15 protein-coding genes are annotated in these 21,859 nt (G+C 45.2%); 2 read left to right on the top strand and 13 right to left on the bottom strand.

Annotation, left to right across the window (positions count from 1 at the left end; all coding sequences use genetic code 11):
* Positions 1-100: 100 nt before the first annotated feature.
* The 9 genes from D9X91_RS13045 to D9X91_RS13005 all read right to left on the bottom strand — a co-directional run bounded on the left by D9X91_RS13045 (position 101) and on the right by D9X91_RS13005 (position 13,662).
* Complete coding sequence (locus D9X91_RS13045; RefSeq protein ID WP_121681066.1) at positions 101-1,018, bottom strand: LCP family glycopolymer transferase; 918 nt, start codon at positions 1,016-1,018, stop codon at positions 101-103.
* Between the two features lie 165 nt (positions 1,019-1,183).
* On the bottom strand, positions 1,184-2,317 hold the full coding sequence (locus D9X91_RS13040; RefSeq protein WP_121681065.1) for a S1C family serine protease: 1,134 nt from the start codon (positions 2,315-2,317) through the stop codon (positions 1,184-1,186).
* 14 nt (positions 2,318-2,331) lie between these two features.
* Positions 2,332-3,483, bottom strand: a complete 1,152-nt coding sequence (locus tag D9X91_RS13035; protein WP_121681064.1) for an FxLYD domain-containing protein — start codon at positions 3,481-3,483, stop codon at positions 2,332-2,334.
* Positions 3,484-3,654: 171 nt separating this feature from the next.
* A complete protein-coding gene (locus tag D9X91_RS13030) occupies positions 3,655-4,476 on the bottom strand; it encodes a Cof-type HAD-IIB family hydrolase (protein WP_121681063.1) in 822 nt (273 codons plus the stop codon).
* A gap of 107 nt (positions 4,477-4,583) precedes the next feature.
* The gene (locus D9X91_RS13025) at positions 4,584-5,459 is read right to left on the bottom strand and encodes an ROK family protein (protein WP_121681062.1); all 876 of its coding nucleotides are present in this window, start codon (positions 5,457-5,459) and stop codon (positions 4,584-4,586) included.
* 100 nt (positions 5,460-5,559) lie between these two features.
* A complete protein-coding gene (locus D9X91_RS13020; RefSeq protein WP_121681061.1) occupies positions 5,560-6,693 on the bottom strand; it encodes a glycerate kinase family protein in 1,134 nt (377 codons plus the stop codon).
* A gap of 82 nt (positions 6,694-6,775) precedes the next feature.
* A complete protein-coding gene (locus D9X91_RS13015; protein WP_121681060.1) occupies positions 6,776-8,443 on the bottom strand; it encodes an alpha-amylase family glycosyl hydrolase in 1,668 nt (555 codons plus the stop codon).
* Positions 8,440-11,106: a glycoside hydrolase family 38 N-terminal domain-containing protein gene (locus D9X91_RS13010; protein ID WP_121681059.1), complete on the bottom strand. Its 2,667-nt coding sequence runs from the start codon at positions 11,104-11,106 to the stop codon at positions 8,440-8,442. The genes D9X91_RS13015 and D9X91_RS13010 overlap by 4 nt, the downstream gene beginning before the upstream one ends.
* A 603-nt stretch (positions 11,107-11,709) precedes the next feature.
* On the bottom strand, positions 11,710-13,662 hold the full coding sequence (locus tag D9X91_RS13005) for a fructose-specific PTS transporter subunit EIIC (protein WP_407644191.1): 1,953 nt from the start codon (positions 13,660-13,662) through the stop codon (positions 11,710-11,712).
* A 204-nt stretch (positions 13,663-13,866) separates the two neighbouring features.
* On the opposite strand from D9X91_RS13005, the gene D9X91_RS13000 reads away from it, so the two are divergent.
* Both D9X91_RS13000 and D9X91_RS12995 read left to right on the top strand, forming a co-directional pair.
* Positions 13,867-14,610: a MurR/RpiR family transcriptional regulator gene (locus D9X91_RS13000; RefSeq protein ID WP_121681058.1), complete on the top strand. Its 744-nt coding sequence runs from the start codon at positions 13,867-13,869 to the stop codon at positions 14,608-14,610.
* 326 nt (positions 14,611-14,936) lie between these two features.
* Positions 14,937-17,312: an immune inhibitor A domain-containing protein gene (locus tag D9X91_RS12995; protein ID WP_121681057.1), complete on the top strand. Its 2,376-nt coding sequence runs from the start codon at positions 14,937-14,939 to the stop codon at positions 17,310-17,312.
* A gap of 66 nt (positions 17,313-17,378) precedes the next feature.
* On the opposite strand, the gene manA is transcribed toward D9X91_RS12995, so the two are convergent.
* From manA to D9X91_RS12975, 4 genes are all read right to left on the bottom strand, one after another.
* Positions 17,379-18,326: a mannose-6-phosphate isomerase, class I gene (manA, locus tag D9X91_RS12990; protein ID WP_121681056.1), complete on the bottom strand. Its 948-nt coding sequence runs from the start codon at positions 18,324-18,326 to the stop codon at positions 17,379-17,381.
* A gap of 170 nt (positions 18,327-18,496) precedes the next feature.
* Positions 18,497-20,134: an FAD-dependent monooxygenase gene (locus tag D9X91_RS12985; protein ID WP_158598315.1), complete on the bottom strand. Its 1,638-nt coding sequence runs from the start codon at positions 20,132-20,134 to the stop codon at positions 18,497-18,499.
* 95 nt (positions 20,135-20,229) lie between these two features.
* Complete coding sequence (locus D9X91_RS12980; protein WP_121681054.1) at positions 20,230-20,718, bottom strand: VanZ family protein; 489 nt, start codon at positions 20,716-20,718, stop codon at positions 20,230-20,232.
* 122 nt (positions 20,719-20,840) lie between these two features.
* Entirely contained in the window at positions 20,841-21,806 is a 966-nt protein-coding gene (locus tag D9X91_RS12975) for a hypothetical protein (protein WP_121681053.1), read from the bottom strand.
* Positions 21,807-21,859: the final 53 nt, after the last annotated feature.

Here is a 21,859-nt window from a genome sequence, read left to right as displayed (position 1 = left end):
TGATTACGTGCATTTTTTTGTTCAAATTGTGTAAGAACCCCAACAAATATTATAGAACCAAAATAAAAAACCCCTAAATAATTAGGGGCTGGTTGGTCGATTAGTTTTCATCAAGATTGCTTTTCAGCATATTTGTGACCTTTTGTTTTTCTTCATCAGGAACATCTAAGTAATAAATTTTATTGATCATCTCGCCTTTGCCCTTAACCTCATATTGTTCAAGGTTTTCACGGCAATCACGATAATTCTTTTGGATATCCATCATATTATCAAATGTTAAATTCGTTTTAACATTGTTGCCAAGAACATTCAGAATGTCATCAAATTTTGTCACGGAAGAAAAGCTGGCAGCTTTATTAATGATTGCCATGATGATTTGACGCTGGCGCTCATTTCGGCCAAAATCCCCATTCGGATCATCATGCCTCATCCGTGCGTATGCAAGTGCATGTTTCCCATCCAAGGATAATTCACCTTTTTTGTAATGATATCCGCTTTCAGTCCAATCGAGGTTATTATGTACAGTCACTCCGCCAACTGCATCCACGAGACCGCTCAAAGCCTCCATGTTCACACGGATAAAATAGTCTATTTTAATCCCTGTAAAGTTTTCTACTGTATCGATGGACATGCTCGGACCGCCAAATGCGTAGGCATGATTAATTTTATCAACCGTTCCGTGACCCACGATTTCAGTCCGTGTGTCGCGCGGTATGCTGATCATCTGCATCTTTTTCTTTTCTGGATTCAAGGTCATCACGATCATCGTATCCGATCGACCGACGTCATTCTTTCGCTCATCCACACCCAATAATAGTATGGAAATGGGTTCGATATGCTCGTTATTTTGCTCAGGGGTTATTTTTGGTGCCTCGTGAGGCGTGCTAAGCTTTACTTCTTCATGCATTTTCGTAGCTGTTTCCTTGACAGAATGAAACAGGTAATAGGCATAAACACCGCCGCCAAAAACAACCAGCGCTACCACACTTAGAACTGTAAGTATAATCTTTCTCTTCATTAAATCCATCCTCACAAATAAAATCAAAAACTATTAGAAATGGAAAAAAGTAGTGATAAAGAAATTATATCACTTATCCATTTGGTTAACGATAGAAAAAAATAATACAAAAGGTGACAGGCACCATCCAGATATTGGATGCTGCCTGTCACCTTTATAATTCATTTATTCAATTTTTTTAGCGTTTCCTGATAGTATTTTTTGCTGATCATTTTCTTTGCCTACGGTATATTTAACTTGGTATTTACTGTACTGTGTAGTTCCATTGACATTTTCTTCAGAACTAATTGTGCCAATAACTACTACATTATCTCCTGAGCTTGTCGCTTGAAGGTCATCTACTTCAACATTTTTTGTGTTCAAGTATCCATTTCTAAAATCTTCATATGTTGTATGAGTTTGCCAATTGCTGCCCAAAAGAGAGTAGGCTGTAACATAGTCACCGTATTGGACGCTTTCATAAAAGTATTGAACTAGATAGCTTGCTGCATCTGTATTTGAGATGGTTTCTTCGTCTTCTTCACTATTAGAATTCATTTCGACTACAGGCATTTGAGTCATTGGATTTGCAGACCATCCTTCAACAATTGGAATTACTTCTGTTACCGGAATACTAAAGCCAATTGTGCCTTGATCCATACCTGCAGAGTTAATACCAAGAACTTCCCCTGTTTTCCGACTGACTAGCGGGCCCCCACTATTCCCATGTGTTATTGGTGCAGAAATTTGATACATATCCTCATAATGATATGGTTTGAGGTCAAAGTCCCTGTTCACTCCACTGATGATCCCGGTCGTAACTGTATCCTGCAAACCTAAAGGGCTTCCAAGGGCGATGACTTCATCCCCTACTTCCGCTTTCTTGTTTTTTCGTAGCTTCAAAAAATCTTCTCCTGCCAGACCAGGTACGCGTACAACAGCTACATCGACATCTGTACTGACCCCTATAACTGTTCCATCAAACTCTCTTGAATCGGTTGTTTTGATCGTGACATCTTTGTTGTTTGAGACTACGTGAGCATTTGTAATGACATCACCCTTACTATTGTATAGAAATCCCGATCCCAATGAGCCATCTTCCATCTCCACATTAACCACAAATTTCTGAACGTTGTGAATTACTTCTTTTAAGGTCATATCATTTGGCTTTTTGCTGATTTTATCCTCTGAGGCAACAGCAATCAAAGAGTTATTCTTTAATTTTGCAGGAACCTTTTCATGTATATATATCATTGCATATGCACCCCCACTAAGAATTAGTAGAGTGCTGAGAATACTTGCTATCCAGCTTCCTTTCATTTCCTCACCGCTTTCTATTCTAATATCCACTCAATGTTATCAATTTGAACTTTAGCATCTTGATACACAGAATAGACTGTATCACTAAATGTTCCGGTCTCTCCTGCATCTAAGTAATAAGGAAAAACTGTCGTATACCCTGTATCGATTATCACACCTTGAACATCATAAACTGAATAAGAAATATTTACGGAATATATGCCTTTTGTAGCTGTGTTTTTTATTTCTCCTAAAATATTCAAATCTCCGTATTCGTCTAATTGATTTTCAAGTGAAACTACTTTAACTGCTGAGGTATGATTCTTTAAATCCTCTCTTGCAGCAGCTTCCTTTGCCTGCTGGATACGCTGTTGTTCACTCTTTTCAAATTGGGACTTGCTTTGATCGATAGTATTTTTTAATTCTAATAATTTTTTATTATTGCTAGAGTATGTAAGGGCTTTTTCAACTAAATTAATTGCCTCGGAAAAATTATGCTTTTTCAAATCCTTTTCAGTTTGATCGCTGGTCACTTGAACAATCTTGTTGATAATTTGTTCTTTGACTTTAGGCGCTTCAGTGGAAGTAAGCGATTGAATAATTGATAGCTTAGCTGCCAGTTCATCCACCGTATTAAGATTTGCAAACTCTTCTTTTATTTCTGCCACTTTAATTATTGTTTCCTTTTCTGCAACCAGTTCGGGCATTGGCTGAAAAATTAAAGACTTTTCATGAGTTAGGCTGGTCTTTAAAGCGTTAATTTTACTCTTAGCCTCACTAAATTTCCTAGTTTTAATTAGTTTCGATACTTGATCAATTTGATTTTGATAGTTTTGGGCTTTTTGGATGGTTTCCATATCTTTTTTAAGCACTGTATATTGAGGGCGAATTGATTGAGCTCTTTTTAGATCTTGCAAAGCTTCCTCATATTTGCCAATGGAAGCAAGTTTCTCACCTGATTCCTTCCATTTTGAAACTTTTTTGTTGTTGTTCATTTCATAAAGATAATAACCGAAACTTGCCCCCCCCATGAGAATAAGGCACATCATCGGCAATAAAAACAACAACAAGGAACTAGATTTTTCGTCGTATCTTCTTAAACTTTGACTATTAGAAATCTTTGTCCCGCAGCGACTACAAAACTTTGAATCATTGGACTCTCTACTACCACATTCTTTACAATACACTAACCCTACCCCCTATAAAATGACAAAACACCATACTAATTTACCAGCATAAAACTATAATGGCAATATAAGGATTAAAATTATGGGTTTAAGTTAATAAAAAAGGTGACAGGCACCATCCAGATACTGGATGGTGCCTGTCACCTTTTTAGTCACCTTTTTAAAACCTATTTATATCAAACTTAGCTCTTTCAATACAAATTTCTCGACGACCTCTGCCACCCCGTCTTCCATATTGGAGGCCGTGATATAGTCCGATTTATCCTTTATATCTTGTGGCGCATTGCCCATCGCCACTCCAAGGCCGGCGAATTCAATCATCGTTAAGTCGTTGTAGCTGTCTCCGATCGCAATGACTTCTTCAGGCCGGATGCCCAGCGGCTTGATCAAATAATCCAAGCTTGCCCCTTTTGTCACACCTTGTTCAGTGAACTCCAGGAAATATGGCTTTGAACGCATGACGCTCAGTTCTCCTTCAAGCTCGCCTTGAAGTTTTTTCTCTACTTCTACTAATCTATCAGCTTCTTTTAGCATAAGTGCTTTCACAACCGGTTCCGTTACGGCTTCTTTAAAGCTTGGCACGACTTCAACCGGAAGCCCCGTCAGCATGCTTTCAATCTCCGCAAATTCGTTGGGCTCTTCAACAATAATGGCGTCTTCTTTGTACGTTAAAATCCCAACACCCTCGCGCTTGCTGAGGTCATATAATTTATGAGCCGTTTCAGGTGACAGCGTTCGGCTGTACTTCTCTTCATCCGTTTTGCAATCGATGATTTTGGAACCGTTGAATGCCAACAGATAGCTGCCGAATTGGTCCAGCTTCAACTCTATGGCAATTCCACGCATACCAAATGTCGGGCGCCCAGATGCAAGGACAACCTTCACACCTGCCTCCTGGGCCATCAATAAAGCATTCTTCGTCCTCTCCGAAATCGTCTGATCATCGCGAAGAAGCGTATCATCTAAATCTAACACTATCATTTTATATGACATGGATAAAAATCCTTTCTTTGATGAATTGATAGTTTCTACTATAACATTTTTATTAAAAGGTGACAGGCATCATCCATAAATTGGATGGTGCCTGTCACCCTTTTGGATCATGCTTTTCCGGCCAATACCAACGCTCCGACGATCCCGGCGTTGTCGCCCAAGCCAGGTGAGACGATGTAGTTTTCGATGTTTTCCGCGACTTCACTCACGTTCACATAGTTATTCAGCAGCGTTTGGACGTTTTTCCTTACGAGCGGGAAAAGCTGAGGCTGCTTCATGACGCCGCCACCGAGGATGATTTTTTTCGGGGACAGAATCAATATGTAGTTTACGAGTGCCTGTGCCAAGTAATAGGCTTCGAGCTCCCACACTTCCTTTTCACCGCTCAGTTCAGCTCCCTTTTTACCCCATCTCTTCTCGATTGCCGGTCCGGAAGCCATGCCTTCCAGACAATCTCGATGATATGGACAGGCTCCCTGATAAGCGTCTTCCGGATGGCGTTTGACGAGTATATGGCCCATTTCTGGATGAGATAGCCCTTGAACGATCTCTCCGCTCATAACCGCTCCTCCACCGATTCCTGTCCCGACGGTTAAATATAGACAGCTATCCAATCCTTTCGCAGCTCCAAATGCCATTTCGCCAAGTGCTGCGCCATTCACATCGGTCTGGAATCCCACCGGCACGTCCAATGCCTCTTTCATGACAGCAACAAAAGGATAATTGCCCCATCCCGGTTTCGGGGTGGTTGTGATCGAACCATAGGTTGGACTATCTTTATTTATATCCACCGGACCGAATGACCCGATTCCTAAAGCGCTGATTTCATGTTTCTTAAAAAATTCAAAAACCTTTGGAATTGTTTCTTCCGGATGCAGGGTCGGAATCACCATCCGCTCCTCGATCGTACCATCCGTCCTTCCGACGGCACAGACAAACTTCGTCCCGCCAGCTTCGATTCCGCCTACTAATACTTCACTCATTCCCCTCACTCCTCATTCATCTATCATAATTCTATCTTAAACGATAAAGGGTGACAGGCACCATCCAGAAAATGGATGGTGCCTGTCACCCCTTTCACACTCAAATAACCCGCACGATCTGTCCTACGGTAACTTCTACTTGCTTTGCCGCGGTTTCATATTCCATGGCTTCTTCTAGCGTGCGGCATTCGGTTTGGATGGAGAAGACTCCGTCCAGATGCTTGTTGACTTCATTTAACTCTGTATCGATCCGGCCGGCGATGCCGATCACTTTTTTTCCATGACGTTTGGCGAGCTTGCCGACGCCGACCGGTACTTTGCCCATGACGGATTGGTTGTCAAGGCTGCCCTCGCCTGTAAAGACGACATCGGCCCATTCAACCTTTTCCTCCAGCCTCGTCAGTTCGATCACAGTGTCGACGCCCGAAGCAATTTGACCTCGCAATGCTGCGACAATCGCACCTCCAAGACCACCTGCTGCCCCTGCTCCTGCCACATCCTGGACATCCACCCCGTAGGTTTTTTCATATAGTCCAGCAAGCTTCCGCAATCCGAGATCCAAATCGCCAATCTCCCCATCGGATGCACCTTTTTGCTTGGCAAACACATGGGCCGCACCATTTTCACCAAAGAACGGATTGGTCACATCGCTCGCTGCGGCAAATGTACACTCGCTCAGTTCCGGAATGACATTTTCGTCCGACATGCGCACAACATCCAATAGAGGATTTCCGCGCATGCCCATCAATACTCCGCTGCTGTCGTACAATTCCCAGCCGAGCGCCTGCAGCATGCCCAGACCGCCGTCATTCGAAGCGCTTCCCCCAAGCGAAACCATGATATCGCGATATCCGCGTCTCACGGCATCACGGATCTGTTCGCCTAGTCCGTACGAGTTCGTGTTCATCGGATTCCGCAGTCCAGCAGGTACCAACGGAAGTCCGCTGCTTCTGGCGCACTCAATGAACACGACGTCTTTTCCTTCATATTCAATCACCGCATATTTCGCCGTGATCGGACGCATCAGCGGATCGTGCACCTCCACTTCGATCTCTTTCCCAGGAACAGTTTGCAGCAGCGCTTCAATCGTCCCTTCACCTCCATCGGCCATCGGCGAGATCTTGACTTCTGCGTCAGGGTGGACACTCAAAATCCCCTTCTTTGCCGCTTCTCCGACTTCCAATGCAGATAATGAACCTTTATATGAATCCGATGCAATCAAAAACTTCTTCATCCATAGTCACCTCGATATACATTCACCCCACCCCCTTTGGTGCCTGTCACCTATGGGGGTGGGGGGTGTACTTAGCTTATGTTTATTTTACCCATACGAAGCCGTATGGCGCTAGAGTGATTGGGCCTTCTACTTTCTGACCAGTGATCAGGTCAATTCCGGCAACACCCATGTCGATGGTCGCTTCCGCATTGGAAACGTTCACCGCAGCGTACACCGTTTCTCCTGTTTCTTCGTTTTCACGCTTCACAGCAAATACGCTTTTTCCCAACTCCATCACTTCCTGTGGTGCGTAAGGAGAAAATACGGACTCAGCTTGACGGATGCCGATCAACTTTTTCAACCCTTCAAAAATACCTTTCCGGCGCGGGTCGCTTTCAAGTTCCTCAAGAATCCGGCCGATTTCCAGCTTCTCTCGATTAATTCGACGATTGATGCCGGATTCCTCCAGACCTGCGTAGTCATTTTTCGAACCAAGCAGGGAATGGTAGTAAATCGCCGGGACACCGATCACCGAAAGCAGGATCGAGTGGGCCGCAAGCATCTTTTGAATCTCCTGCTCCTCTGTCACATCCTCGCCTTTATTCACGAGCGCCTCAGAGTAATTGATGTTCAGTTCATAGACGGACTGCGTGCCGTCCGGATTGCTTTTATATGAAACACGCCCGCCATTTTCAGTTACTTTGTCCGCTAGCACCTGCTTTTCCGCTTCGGTTAAAATGCCCTCTGTCGGACGCATCCCGATGCCATCATGGCTCGCAAGGAAATTGAAATATGTCGCTTCCTCAGAAACCGGTTTGATGGTCTTTGCCCACTTCGTCAATTTTTCCGCATTGTGCGTCGTAAAGCTGTGCAGTACGAGCGGCGGCAAGGTGAATTGATACACCATATGCGCCTCGTTCAGTCCATTGCCGAAGTAGCTGATGTTCTCCTGATGTGGCACGTTCGTTTCCGTGATGATCTGCGTATTCGGGACAAAATGATCGAGCACCGTCCGCCACAGCTGGATGATCGCATGCGCCTGCGGCAGGTGCATACAAGACGTACCGGACTCCTTCCAAATGAACCCGATCGCATCAAGGCGGATGCTTGTCCCACCTTGATAAGCATACTCCATCAAGATTTCCGTCATCTCCAGCAACACCGGGAAATGGCGGAAATTCACATCGACCTGATCCTCGCTGAATGTCGTCCAAGCGGTCTTATCCCCGTATTCGTGGAATAACGGTGACGTACGAGGACGGACAACCTGGCTCGCATCGAATGCCGGATCCTTCGCGATAAAATAATCCTGAAATTCCGGATCGCCATTCATATATCCCTTGAACCAGTCGCTGCTTTTCGAAATATGGTTGGCGACAAAATCAAACATCAATCGGTAATCCTCCGCCAATCCATTGATCTCGGACCAATCGCCAAGCTCCGGATTGATTTGACGATAGTCGGTCACGGAAAAGCCGTCATCGGACGTATATGGAAACATCGGAAGCAAGTGTACATCCGTCACTGCCCCCTTCACTTTTTCGTTTAAAAAGGTCCTTAGCGTCTCGAGTGTCGGCTTGCCTTTTTCAAAGATACTGTCGCCATACGTGATCAAGTACACATTTTTTTCCGAAATCGGCGCATTCGGCTGAACCCGTTTTTCTTCCCAGCGTTCGATGAACCCACGGAACTTCGCGACGTACTCTTCCCGGAAATCCTTGCCGTAAATCTCATGCAGTTTTTCTTCGATTGCCTTGATCAAGCTCATTCTGCCACATCCCTTTTTGTCAGTTTCAATGTCACATAACCTTTTGCAGGGATCTTGACTTCGCCTTTGACAGGCTGAAGCTCCCGTTCATATAGATTCGTTTCGACCATACCAAACGGAGATTCCACCATGGTCCTCTCCATTTGCTCACCCGGGTTGAACAGGCGGACGATGATGCTTGAATCTTCATAAGCCCGCTTGCACACGCTCATAAAAATGGCCGGATTGCTCGTTTCGAACAAGGAATACGAGGCATCCATCTCCTTGACCGGATACGGGATTTCAAAACGTTCCAGACGTTCTTCAAACGTATTCAAGCTCTGCTTCTGATAGGCAGCATGGCGGGCGAGATATGAATCGGTCATGCGGAACATATACTCGCTCTCCGCTTTTTCATCTGAAAAATAAACCGCATATTCAAAGATCATCTTCTTCTGCATTTGCGCATCCGGGGTGTAAACGACCTTGTTGTTGATGCCGGATGCACGCCCAGGACGCCAGATCAGATCGTCCCTTCCAAGCAGTCCGACGCTTCGGAAAAGAGTGACTGCCAGCTCGCTAGTTTCTGCCAGCACCTCATATTCCTTCAGCCCTTTTGTCATGACGCCTAGCGTTCCTTCTCCGCTTCGCACGCCTGCAAAATTCTCCATCGGGTAGATCGGAACCGGTGCCTCTGCAAAGCCCTTTTCACGCCAATCCTGCAAATATGGATTCTCCGTTCTGCGTTCCAGGACGGTGAATCCTTGATCGGCAAAGGACGTTTCCGGCTTGATGACCGGTGTCTTCAATAGTGCACGTACGCGGTGGTCCTTCACCTCATTATCAATTTCATGGGCGACGCGAAGGAACTCCTCTCCTTTGCGCAGCTCGATCGTTGTCACGATTTCCAAGCGACCGCTATTTTCATTTGCTTCACGCTCTGCCAAATCAGCAGGTACATCCATCAAGTGGCGCACCGTCATTTTTTCGGTGAACGACCCTTTTTCAACAGATAAAAGCTCCGCGTGGTCTAGAATTAGTTCTGAATCGCCAGCCATTGGGGAAAAATCGTAGGAATCCCCGGCATCCGCCACATTTTCGAATGTCAAAAAGTTCGTCAATACCTTTCCGGAAGGCTTGTGGAAAAGCGACAGCTGCCCGTCTGCCAGTGATAGGTCAAAAAGTTCATTGGCAATCGAATTGTCGTTTGCTCCCGCCAGCTTGTGCGCCATTTTTTCACCTTCGACCACTTCATAGACGGCATAGCCCATCGCAGGAAGATCGACCGCTTTGACCGAAACAACCGAGCGGTAATAACCCGGAACCTCGACCTCCTTCTCGCCTTCTGCGGTCACGACGATTTTTTTCCCGCCGCTTACATATTCCTGATCCAGGAGCTCACATTCCATTTCTTCCCCAGTCAAATTGCGAATCGCAAATTGTTCGGCTTTTGTAAAAATGACCGTTTCGATCGTCTCAGTTGTTCGTTGCGGCTTTGTGTTAAATAGGACAAGCACGTTGTCTTTCGAAAGCTTGCGACTTACGGCTTCTGTCATTTGCTTTTTCAAAATGTTCAACAGTCCGTCTGCTGTACGGTTCACTTTTTCGAGGCGGTGCATAATATCGGCATTCGTGTCATCCGAGTTGCAGCCGCCGATGCTGTCATGGGCATGAACGTCGAACAGCGCCTTCCACATTTGATCAAGCCACGTGCCTGGATACTTCAAGCCGAGTGACAGTGCAATCACGGCAAGCGGCTCAAGTACGTTCAGGATTTTGTTTTCCACGCGCGCATTGAGCTCTTTAATGTCATAGCGCTGGGAACGGATCGTGCTGTGGATCCGGGACTTCTGAGTCGCCATCAGCTCGCCGTCTATCTTGTTCTCAAACTTTTCGCCATCGAGCGACCACGTTTCCTTCATGAACGTCTCATAATCGGAAAGGATATACTCGTGCTCGTCATCCTTTCTGTTCAACTCAGCAACCGTCGCCGGGAAATGCTCACGTACCAGCACCTGATCCCCGCCAGCCGGAAGCAGCAAGGAATCCGTGTTCGTGTTGAGGTCCGCCAGTTTTTCAAGCATCGGCATCAGGCGCTCCTCCATGTATTCGTCGGAAGCTTCGAGGAATTTACCAGGCCCATAGCCGAAATAAATGTTGTTCGCCTTCACCGAATTCCCGTCCGGCGATGTCCACATGAAATTCAGATCGCCGTTCAGCTGATCCGTGTAGATTCCGCGCTGAAGGACGCTGTAATCAATATCGAAGCCTTGGAAAATGGAAGGAAGATAAGCATTCTGGCCAAAAATATCCGGTAAATAGCCAACCCCCATGCTGTGCCCCATGTCCTGGCAAATCCGCGTTCCGTAAAGAAGATTGCGGATCACCGATTCCTTATGGACCAGCAGGGAATCCGTCTGGGTATACCATGGCCCGACGAAAATCCGCTTCGCTTCGATCAAGGATTTCAAACGCTCCATCTGGTCAGGACGGACCTTCAAATACTCCTCCACCAACGAAGCCTGCGCATCGAACACATAACCCATATAGTCAGGATCATTCTCCAGCACATCCATCAAATGATCCAGATTCTCTGCCAACAACACATTCGAATCCTCTATCGTAAAATACCACTCCCGATCCCAATGGGAATGCGGCACCACATACACTCGTTTCTTCTTCACTCGAAGCAACCTCCTCGAAAGCAGTCCTGCACCTTTGGTGACAGGCACCAAAGTACATAGCTGCTTTTTCTCGCTGTTTTTTGGCGATTCGTCGATAAATCTTTAAAATCGCTGATATATTTTGAATTTCGCTGATATCTATTGAAAATCGCTGATAAATTAAAATTTTCACTGATAAAAGTGTGGGCGGATCTGCACGGATAAGCTTGTTTCGCGTAATAATCCCGATTTACGCGCAAATAATCGATGTAACGTGTAATTAATTGAAATTAAGCGCAAAAAAAGCTGTTTCCGTGCAAATATTCGAGATATCGTTCAATAATCGTTCAACTCATCTCAGCCCTGCACCTTGGTGACAGGCACCAACGGTACATAGCTTCCATTAAAGGCGTCACGCAGGGCCAATTCCCCTTCACGCGCCCTAAATTTCGCAATATCTCCAGTTCACCACATCTACAAATGAAGGGACAGCACCTCCTATGGAGAAGGATGCTGACCCTTTTCATTTTGTTTGTTTTTCCGTACAGATGACTGTTTTACAGCAACCTACGATTACGGATTGCTCTCACAAGCCCTGCACCTTGGTGACAGGCACCATGTGATTTACACTTCACCTTTGCGCTTGATGATGCCGAAGCGGATAAAGATGTTGGCAAACGCGATGAACAGGACACCTGCTGCAAGTCCGATAAGGTACGCCCATAGATTTTCGACGAGCGGCCAGCCCCAAACGGCAGGCAGCGGATACCATTGAACGGCACCGAGCAGCACGGCGACGGATGATCCGAGCATCGCGCCGATGATGTTGATCGGGATGACGATTAATGGGTTGCGAAGCATGAACGGAATCGCCCCTTCACTGATCGCGATGAATCCAAGCAAAATCGAAGTATTTCCTGTCACGCGCAGGTTCGCGTCAAATACGCGGCGTCCTACGACATATTTATCAATCACGGTAGCCAAGCCCAATCCGATCGGCGGGATGACAATTGCCAATACGCGTGCCGTCAATGGATACACGTGGTCCGCCGCCAATCCGATGGCGATCGCTCCTGCTGCTTTGTTGATCGGTCCACCAAGGTCAAATGCAGTTGCTGCGGCAATGACCGAAGCCAGGACGACCTGCCCGGATCCTTGCGCCGACTCAATCCAGTGGCGAAGCAGGACATTCAATCCGCCAAACACCGGATCGACTACATAAAAATTCAATAAGAAGATCGAAAGCACACTGACAGCCGGGATGATCAGCATCGGCTTCATTGCTGCCAGGTTTTTGCTCAGTTTGATTTTTTCATTCAAGAACTTCGAAACATATCCAGCCGTCAAACCGAGGATCAACGCACCCAGGAATCCGGATGGAACTCCGTCAGTGATTCCCCAGAATGTGTAATGAAGACCGCCGGCAAACGCACCTCCGATAAAGCCGGATACCAATCCGACACGGTCGGCCAAGGCATAAGCGACAAACGCTGCAAATACTGGATACATGAACTTAAAGATCAATCCGCCAAACGCATCCAGGAAGTGAAGGATCTTGAAAAATTCATTCGGGGACGTCGCATATTTCGGATCGCCGATTTCATTGACGAGTCCGAACGGCATCGAGCCTAGTTTGGCAAGCCCCATCATCAATCCTGCTGCGACGATGACCGGTATCATGTAGGAAATCCCCGTCATGACCGCCTGTGCCATCTCTGCCATGAAGCCCTGCTTTTTCTCGCCTGCAGCTGAAGCTTCTCCCGCTTCGGCAGAAACGACGCCATCCGGTGAATTCAATGCTTTTTGCAGCAGCCCTTTTGCATTTTTCAAAGGATCGGCCACACGAGTCTGTACAAACGGAAGTCCGTTGAATCGTTCTTTTCCTTTTGGAGCGATGTCGGTCGCAAAGATGACCGCATCCGCTTCACGGATCAACGCTTTTGAATGCTGATCCTCGAGCCCATTCGCTCCCTGCTTTTCCGTCAAGACGCGCACACCCATTTCACGTCCGGCTTTTTCAAGCGCTTCTGCCGCCATGTACGTATGTGCGATACCCGCTGCACAAGCCGTGACAGCCAATACCGTTTTTTCAAATTCCATCTCAATGTTCTTTTCCTGGTCTGTTTCGTCCAATGCCATCATGAATTCCTGTGGTGATTTCGCATTCATCAGGCCTTCCAAATAGGTCGGGTTCATCAAACGTGTACTCAATTCAGACAATACTTTCAAATGGGTCGATCCCGCTTCCGCATCCGGAATCGCCAGTAAAAACACCAATTTGACTTGGTTTGTCGGATCGATGCTCTCCCAGTTATTGATCGGTTCATGCAGACGCGCTACGGCGAACGCTGCTTCCTTGACCGCCGTTGATTTTCCATGAGGAATGGCAAGTCCTGCTTCCAATCCTGTCGGCGATACTTTTTCACGTTCAAGCACCGCATGTAAATACTCTTCTTTAGAACGTAAGATACCGTTTTCAAATAAGGCATCAACCAATGACTCTATCACCGCTTCCTTTGTGGAAGCTTTCATATCAAAATGAATCAATTCTGCACGGGTCATTTTTTTCAGTTCCAAATCAGTCACCCCTTTATCTATAAAAATGAAAATGCTTACTGAAATCCCTTACATGTAATTTGTAACATAGAAAAGGGCGCGTTGATTGTACACAAAATGTACAATTGTACAAATGGTATGTATGATAGCACTATGTGCGATTATTTTTCGCAAAATCTCTATGCTATAATCAAAATGAATCCACTTAACGAAAGAGGCGTCACTATGGGAAAAGTACTCGAGCAATTTGCCTCCTATATCAAAGAATTAACCCATTCGGAACGACATGTTCTTTATTATATCGAAGGAAATATCGACCAAGCGAAAAATCAGTCCTTGACCGATATGGCAAGAGTCAATAGCGTCAGCACGACGACGATCGTGCGCATGTGCCATAAGCTTGGCTTGGAAGGCTTCACTGAGTTGAAGTTTTTGTTAAAAAAAATGGAATCGGATTCGCGGCCAGAGGCAAGCGATGCGATCGACCGGTATCGCCGTGAAATGGATCAGGCGCTCTCCTCCTTGAAGGTGAAGGACTTCGAGGAAATCAGCGAACAGCTCATGCGGGCCGATCGAATCATGATCGTCGGGGTCGGATTGTCCAAAATGATGGGCGAATACTTCAGCAAGCTCTTTATGCAAACGAACAAACCGACCTCCTATGTGTATGAATCGCACATCATCGACCTGCTGCCGAACATGGTCCAGCCAAAGGATCTGATCGTATTCCTATCATCCAGCGGGGAGACATCGACCATCGTCCAGGCAGCTGAAAAGCTCCGCTACAAAAACGTCGACACCCTGGCCATAACAAACGGAGCCGACAGCACCCTGTCCAAAAGCGTCCGCAAAACCTTGAGCGCCGACATCCAGCGCGTCCAATACGCCGGCTACGACCTCTCCGCCCGCTCCTCCATGGTCATGCTCATCGACATCCTCTTTGAATATTACCTCAAGAAAATCAAATGAGGGATTTAAAAAGGTGACAGGCACCATCCATTTTCTGGATGGTGCCTGTCACCTTTTTTATTATCTTTTTTCAAAAACCTTAAAAAAGAACAAAAATGTTCGTTTTAAATCGACAAATATGTAAAATTATTCCTATATCTCATAATGTTTAAAACTCATCTCAAATGTACAGGTTTCAGGCATTTTCACAATTTTTTCATTGTCTCTGTGATTTCCATTAAGTTAACTATGTCGTAATTTGAAGATAAACTCTTCTATCTTTAGCGCAATTTTTAAAATATTATGATATTGTGTCAAAAATTCATTTTTCTTGGGGGGATTGTTCTTTGAACAAAATATTTAAGGCAGGTCTTACTACCATGGTGGTAGCAGGTACGCTATTTACAGGGTTTCCTGCGAGCCCATCTGCTATGGCAAAAGAAATCGACAACATCAGCACGTCGCAAGTTGCACAACCAAAAAGCTCTTTGGATCTGGCAATAATAAATGATGAAAAGCTACTGGCAGCACTGATTAAACGAGGACAAATTTCGGCTACTGCTTCAGATGCTGCAAAGAAAAAAGCTTTGAATGATTATATTGAATTAAAAGGCAAAGAGACCAAAGAAAAAAACAGTTCGGATCCACTTACTGCGAAAGTTAAATCAGCAGAATCTTCTAAGCATCAACAGTTTAAGCATTTTATTCATGGAAAGCACAACGGCCAGATGAAAGGCAACAAAAACCACCCAGACCCAGTAAAAGAATCCACTTCACCTGGAGTTGTCAAAAAAGGAAAGCTGCTCACTTTGATGGTAGAATTCTCAGACATGCCTCATAACAGCATAAAGCCTGGAGAAACTGACAACTACTATTCCGACTATAATACCCAGCATTATGAGGATATGATTTTTGGAGAAAACGGGGTGAAAGGACCAAACGGTGAAAACCTCATTTCTCAAAAGCAGTACTACGAACAGCAATCAGGCGGCACGTATACAATAGAAGGACAAGCTTATGGATGGCTCAAAGTACCTGGGACAGCTGCATATTATGGCGCAGACAAAGCTTCCGGCGGACATGATAACGTTACGCCTGGAGGGTCAAAACAATTAGTAATCGATGCTTATGCTGCAGCCAAAGCTGCAGGAATTCCATTACAGGATTATGATTTGGAAGACCCGCATGACCTCGATGGAGACGGAAACTATTGGGAGCCGGATGGTTTAGTTGACCATCTGCAAATCATCCACTCCGGAATGGGGCAGGAAGCTGGCGGCGGCTCTTTAGGTGATAATGCGATTTGGTCTCATCGATCAGCCAAATTTGTTGACCCCGATGGACTCGGAAATGGATTGCCAGGATTCTATGATTATACGATGATGCCTGAAGATGGCGCGACTGGGGTATTCGCCCATGAATATGGTCATGACCTTGGATTACCAGATGAATATGATACGATCTATTCTGGAGCTGGAGAAGCCGTTGAATATTGGTCTATCATGTCTGCAGGCTCTTGGGCAGGAAAAATCCCAGGAACAGAGCCAACAGGTTTCTCACCTTGGGCTAAGTCATATTTCCAATCTACATTGGGAGGAAAATGGACAAACCCTACAGTCATAAACTTTGAGGATTTAAACAAAAAGGGTACACAACTATTGCTTGATCAGGCAAATTCACCTCTTGGACAAAATAATCAAGCGATCCAAGTGAATTTGCCACAGAAGAAGACACCAATCAATACGCCAGCAACTGGAAGCTATGAGTATTGGGGCGGGCAGGCTGATGAAATCGATACAAACATGGTGACAGATGTTGATTTAACTGGAAAAACTTCAGCAGAGCTGACTTTCGACGCGTGGTATGACATTGAAGAACAGTGGGATTTTGGATTTGTCCAGGTTTCCACCGATAATGGAGCAACTTGGAAATCGTTAGGAAACGAACACACTAGAAGCGATGTGGAAGATGGTGGCTATCCGACCATCATTAACTCTATGCCAGGATTCACCGGCAACTCAAATGGATGGGAAGCTGAAAAATTTGATTTATCCCAATATGCAGGACAAAAAATCAAATTAAGATTACGCTATGCTTCTGACTGGGGATATACATTAGCAGGCTTCTTTGCCGACAATATTAAAGTTGTGGCAGATGGTAAAACGATTGTAGATGATGGTGCTGAAAACAATGCTTCCCCGTTTACATTGAATGGTTTTAAACAATTTGATGGTAATAAATATGTCGATCACTATTACCTATTGGAATGGAGAAATCATCAAGGAGTAGACGCTGGCCTTGGCCATATCGCACGCGGAAGCTCGCTGATGAGCTATGATGGAGGATTGGTCGTTTGGTATGTTGACGATACATTTACTGACAACTGGACAGGGATCCACCCAGGTGACGGCTTCCTTGGAGTCGTAGATGCCCATGATGATACAAATCTAGTTTGGAGCACTGGTGGGGAAGCCTCAAGTCGCTACCATGTCGCGGATGCTGCATTTAACTATTTGCCTACTTCCGGATTAAACTTAATTTACCCTGCAATGACATTAAACTTAGCGAGCGAACCAGGCGTTCCATTATTCAATGACATGAATGACTTTAACAACCTTTACCTGCCTGATGCCGGACGCAACATCAGCCACTACGGATTGAAAGTCTTAGTCAATGACCAAGCAAGAGATAAATCAGTCGGATCGATTGTACTTTTTAGGTAGTCCAATAAAAAATTAAGGTGACAGGCACCATCCATTTTCTGGATGGCGCCTGTCACCTTTTCTTCTCTAAGGATGAGACACAATCAACTCTAGCCCGCCTTCAATCGAAAATTCATCTGTTTCAGCTGGTATAACGAAGTGGTCTCCTTTATTCAGACCATATTCTTCGCCGCCTACTGTCAGCTTGCCTTCGCCTTTGATTATACTCAGCAACTGGAATGGCTTGTCCTGCTTGAATTCCGCCGAATCTTTCACTTCCCATTTGTACACGGAGAAGTATTCAGCTTCCACGAATGTCGTTACATCGACGCCTGCTTGTTCTTCAGTCGTAATGTCTACATCTGCATCCCGATGCGGAATCGTCGAAACGTCGATGGCTTTTTCCAAATGAAGCTCGCGGGTGTTTCCTTCCTGGTCCATGCGGTCATAATCATATACACGGTAGGTCGTATCTGAGCTTTGCTGTGTTTCCAAGACAAGCGTCTCTTCACACAGGGCATGGATCGTCCCGCTTGGCACATAGAAAAAGTCACCCGGTTTGATCGCCACGCGGCGCAACAGATCAGACCATTCGCCTCGTTCAATCATCGCCTCGAATTCTGCTTTCGATTGGGCAGTGTGGCCATAAATCATCTCGGCGCCTTCCTTGCAATCAATGATGTACCAGCACTCTGTTTTCCCAAGCTCACCATTTTCGTTTTCATTTGCATATGTATCATCTGGATGCACCTGCACAGAAAGATCTGCATTGGCATCCAATATTTTTGTTAACAATGGAAAGACCTTTGATTCATAGCCGCCAAACAATTCGCGGTGCTCTTCCCATAATTCTATCAACGTCCGGCCTTCAAAAGGACCGTTCTTTACAATCGACGGGCCATTCGGATGAGCGGAAATCGCCCAGCATTCCCCAGTATGCTCCGATGGAATCTCATAACCAAACTCGTCCTTAAGCGCCGTTCCTCCCCAAATACGCTCCTGAAAAACAGGCTCCAAAAATAATGGCTGCTTCATTATATATACCTCCAATGGATGAAAACTCAAAAACTCACCCCCTACTTTAAAACAAAAAATTCCACTTGACTAATTAAAGGGTGACTAATTAAAGGGTGACTAATTAAAGGGTGACTAATTAAAGGGTGACAGGCACCATCCATTTTCTGGATGGTGCCTGTCACCCTTTTTTACACACATAAATACTTCAACACCAATTCTTCCAATTTCACGAAATCGATTTCCGGACAGGAAAACGACGCATAGCCATCCGGCCGCACGAGTAGTAGACTGCCTTCTCTCAATCCATATTCATCAGCAAGTTCCCCTTTATCATCAGCGATCCATTCGACACCGACGGGGATTTGTTCCAGAGGCAGCTGGTTGGACGTGACGATAAACGGCCTCACAAATTCTCCAAATCGTTCCTCAAATTTACGCTGATAATCCAGCAAGCCCACTACATCCGCTTCTATGCTTCCCGGCTTCGATCTCACCAGCAGCACAAATTTCCCATCCCTCAGAACGCGGTACATCCGATTAACCGGAACCCCGCTCGTTTGAAACGATGCATCCGCCACCCTCGCACCTGACTTGAGTCCGTTTGCGCGGTCCGAAGCTTTGTTCACTTCAAGCGATTGCTTGTTATCCTTGTAGTTATGCACTAACTGTGAAACATTTTCTGCAAGTTTCTCCTGAACTTTCCCGATCGAAGTCACCTTCCCTGCAACAAAATTCCTTAATCGGAATAGCCTCTTATTTTTCAGCGTCATCATTTTCAGCAAAAAATCGGTTCGGCGCAGAACGCTTGCCGCAATAGGGTGTCTCTCCTCATAATACGTATCCAACAAGCCCGACAACACATTCCTTTTTAATGCCATCGCCAGCTTCCAAGATAAATTCACCGCATCCTGAATGCCGAGGTTCATCCCTTGCCCCCCAAGGGGATTATGTATGTGCGCGGCATCGCCGGCATAAAAAATATTTTGATAGCGATATTGCGGCACTTGCCGGTGGGACGCAGTGAATTGGGATAGCCAGAAAGGATCGCTGATTTTGATCTCCTCAGATCGAATATTGGCGATTGAATCCTGGAGGTCATCCATCGATACCTTGACATCCTTTCCTCGATCTTGTTTGGCAAAATCAATTGCTATCACACGGGTGTAATCCTCTTTGAAAGGGGCCAGTGCAATGACGCCTTTGGGTGAAGCGAATACAGAAAAATTCTTGCTTTCCAACGGTGGATCGATTTTCACATCCCCCAGCATCACTTGAACCGATTCAGTGCTGCCCTCAAACGGAGTGTTCAACAAGTGGCGGACCCTGCTATGAGCACCATCACAGGCAATCAAGTACTTGGCAGTTAATACGTTTTCTGTCCCATCGGAGTCATTAACCACAGCCTCAACACCATCGCTAGTTTGGCGAATCTCCATCAACTCATGCGACCATTTCACCTGATGCTTGAACTTTTCCTTCAAATTCTCTTCTAAAATTTTCTCCGTCTCACTTTGGGGCAAAATCAGCAAATATGGGTAGCTCGTTTGACCATCAATATGAGAGACATCGACCTCAAGCCGGAGGCCATCCGAAAAATTGATTTCCAATCCCGTTCCCTTCAGGCCGCGATCTAAAAATTTATCCACCATCCCCATCATATCGAACATCTCCAGCGTTCGAGCATGAACTCCTAAAGCCTTGGAATACAGCGAACAGCCTGCCTTTTGATCAATGATCTCAAAATCGACGCCATAGCGTGCCAGCTGATTGGCCATCGTCAAACCGACCGGTCCCGCTCCAATTATCAAAACATCCTTCTGAGCCAAACCAACACCCCATTTTTTCCTCTTTTTTCTTACTATACCCATAAAAGGTGACAGGCACCATCCATATTCTGGATGGCGCCTGTCACCTTTTTTTGCTATTTTCTCTTCATCACAAGCAGAACTACTCCAAAAATCAACATGCCTAAAATCATCCCGCTCATGTCAAAGGTATACACATCAATAAAATGTCCGGTCCTGCCCTGGATAAAGGACTGATGCCATTCATCAGAGCACGCAAATAGAAAGGATCCGATAAAGCTAAAAAGCACAGCAGCTTTCCGATTCACATTCGTACTCATAAGCGTCATCAAAAACAAAAGGGTCAAAATCATATATTCCGTGACATGCCCGCTTTTCCGAATAATGAATTCAAGGAATTCATATGGTTCATCGTTTGAGACGGAATCACCCGCATAACGGATCTCAGCTTCCGGAAAGCTTTTCGGAGTTAAATGAATATGTCTCTTCAACATCGGCTTCATGTCCTGCTGTTTATACGGGGTGTTGGATGCTTGGAACATCACACCCATACAAACAAGCAGTAAAATCAACCCCAAAATAAATCTGGGTTTATTCTTAATCATTCTTAATCTCACTTTCTATCACAAGAAATCTCTGCTAATTTTTGTACCATATATTAGTTTATAACAGTAGGGTGACAGGCACCATCCATTTTCTGGATGGTGCCTGTCACCTTTTCTATCCTTTAATTTGTCGATTCCGCCTGTTTTTTCAGTTCCCTGACGAGTGAATCAACCGCGGCCTGCCCCACTACTGCCTTCTGGGATATTTCTACTGCCTTTTCTTGAGTCACATGTGGCCAATGCTGCCCTGGGGACAAGACTGCTTCCGCACCATGATGGGATAAATTGTTAATTAGATTACCGTCTGGAACTGTTCTGACATAATCTTTTACATAAACTAAATTATCTGTATCAGGCGGCTTTGCATCTGACCCATGGTAGGATAGATTATTGGTAGGATCTCCATCCGGTGCTGTACGAACATGTGCCTTTACATGCTGAAGCGTTGTACCGTTACCGGTTTCCCCTGCGTGCATCACATGCCCATCTGGACTCGTAAACCCATCACCTGTAGTATGAATTCCCCCATCTGTTCCATCCAGCCCTCCAATATGTATTTTTAGGAATGGAAGGACAAAAGAAATGATGATTAATGGAACACTCCCCATAATTCCAAGAGCCGAAAAGCTGCTGTAGCCATTTCGGTACAGCCACTTTAATACAGCATTCAACATAAAAAATGCGATTACCGAAACAACAAAGGGTTCAAACCATGAAAAACCGTATGAATATAAATTGGTTGAAATTGTTCTGCTAATGACAAGTGCTGCACTTCCATAAACAAGCAGCCCCGCAATGAATGGCTTCCAATTTTTTATGACATAACTAATTCTCATGAAAAAAAGCACAATCATGATTATTAAGACAATTGGCGCCAAAAAAGGCAGCGCCACAGATATTCCACCAATAATCAACATGAAAAGGAGCATCTTCTTTAACATCTTAAATGATGTTACTAGAAAGAAAAACACTAATCCCACTGCAGCGAATAGTGGATTGACATAAGATAAAAATACTATAAAAGCAAATAAATATATGGCAACCTTATGCCTCGTTGATGTTGCTTGATCAATAACCCAATCGTTCATAACTCACCTCAAAAAAACATAATTACCATTATATAGATGGTGCCTGTCACCCT

The sequence above is a fragment of the Falsibacillus albus genome (assembly GCF_003668575.1).
GTDB classification, from domain to species: Bacteria; Bacillota; Bacilli; order Bacillales; family DSM-25281; genus Falsibacillus; species Falsibacillus albus.
The sequence above is the reverse complement of the archived record's forward strand: the minus strand, read 5'-3'. Positions and strand labels throughout refer to the sequence as shown.

Coding starts and splice junctions, on each gene's coding strand:
- D9X91_RS13045 (WP_121681066.1), bottom strand. CDS start 1,018: ATGAAGAGAAAGATTATACTTACAGTTCTAAGTGTGGTAGCGCTGGTT.
- D9X91_RS13040 (WP_121681065.1), bottom strand. CDS start 2,317: ATGAAAGGAAGCTGGATAGCAAGTATTCTCAGCACTCTACTAATTCTT.
- D9X91_RS13030 (WP_121681063.1), bottom strand. CDS start 4,476: ATGTCATATAAAATGATAGTGTTAGATTTAGATGATACGCTTCTTCGC.
- D9X91_RS13025 (WP_121681062.1), bottom strand. CDS start 5,459: ATGAGTGAAGTATTAGTAGGCGGAATCGAAGCTGGCGGGACGAAGTTT.
- D9X91_RS13020 (WP_121681061.1), bottom strand. CDS start 6,693: ATGAAGAAGTTTTTGATTGCATCGGATTCATATAAAGGTTCATTATCT.
- D9X91_RS13015 (WP_121681060.1), bottom strand. CDS start 8,443: ATGAGCTTGATCAAGGCAATCGAAGAAAAACTGCATGAGATTTACGGC.
- D9X91_RS13000 (WP_121681058.1), top strand. CDS start 13,867: ATGGGAAAAGTACTCGAGCAATTTGCCTCCTATATCAAAGAATTAACC.
- manA (WP_121681056.1), bottom strand. CDS start 18,326: ATGAAGCAGCCATTATTTTTGGAGCCTGTTTTTCAGGAGCGTATTTGG.
- D9X91_RS12980 (WP_121681054.1), bottom strand. CDS start 20,718: ATGATTAAGAATAAACCCAGATTTATTTTGGGGTTGATTTTACTGCTT.
- D9X91_RS12975 (WP_121681053.1), bottom strand. CDS start 21,806: ATGAACGATTGGGTTATTGATCAAGCAACATCAACGAGGCATAAGGTT.